This window comes from Streptococcus sp. UMB1203, from assembly GCF_030217725.1.
Classification (GTDB): Bacteria; Bacillota; Bacilli; order Lactobacillales; family Streptococcaceae; genus Streptococcus.
Genome location: NZ_JASOOK010000092.1, coordinates 1 through 228 on the forward strand (window position 1 = coordinate 1; position 228 = coordinate 228).

Genomic DNA, 228 nt, shown 5'->3' on the forward strand with positions numbered 1-228 from the left:
AATGGTATTGATTAATTTATTGACACTTGTTGTATTACCAGGGATTGGGCTTGATGAGAAAATCACAGTATCACCAGGTTGCAAAGTAACTTGACGATGAGTACCGTTAGCGATACGAGCAAGTGCTGCCATAGACTCACCTTGACTACCTGTACACATAATTAAAACTTCACTAGCATGAAGATTTTTAAGTTCGCTTGGCTCAATGAAGGTACCTTTTGGAACTTT

General features: G+C 38.6%; 1 pseudogene. It reads right to left on the reverse strand.

The annotated features are described in order from the left end of the window. A pseudogene (locus QP439_RS09095) lies at positions 1 to 228 on the reverse strand (ribonuclease J); the annotation flags it as partial.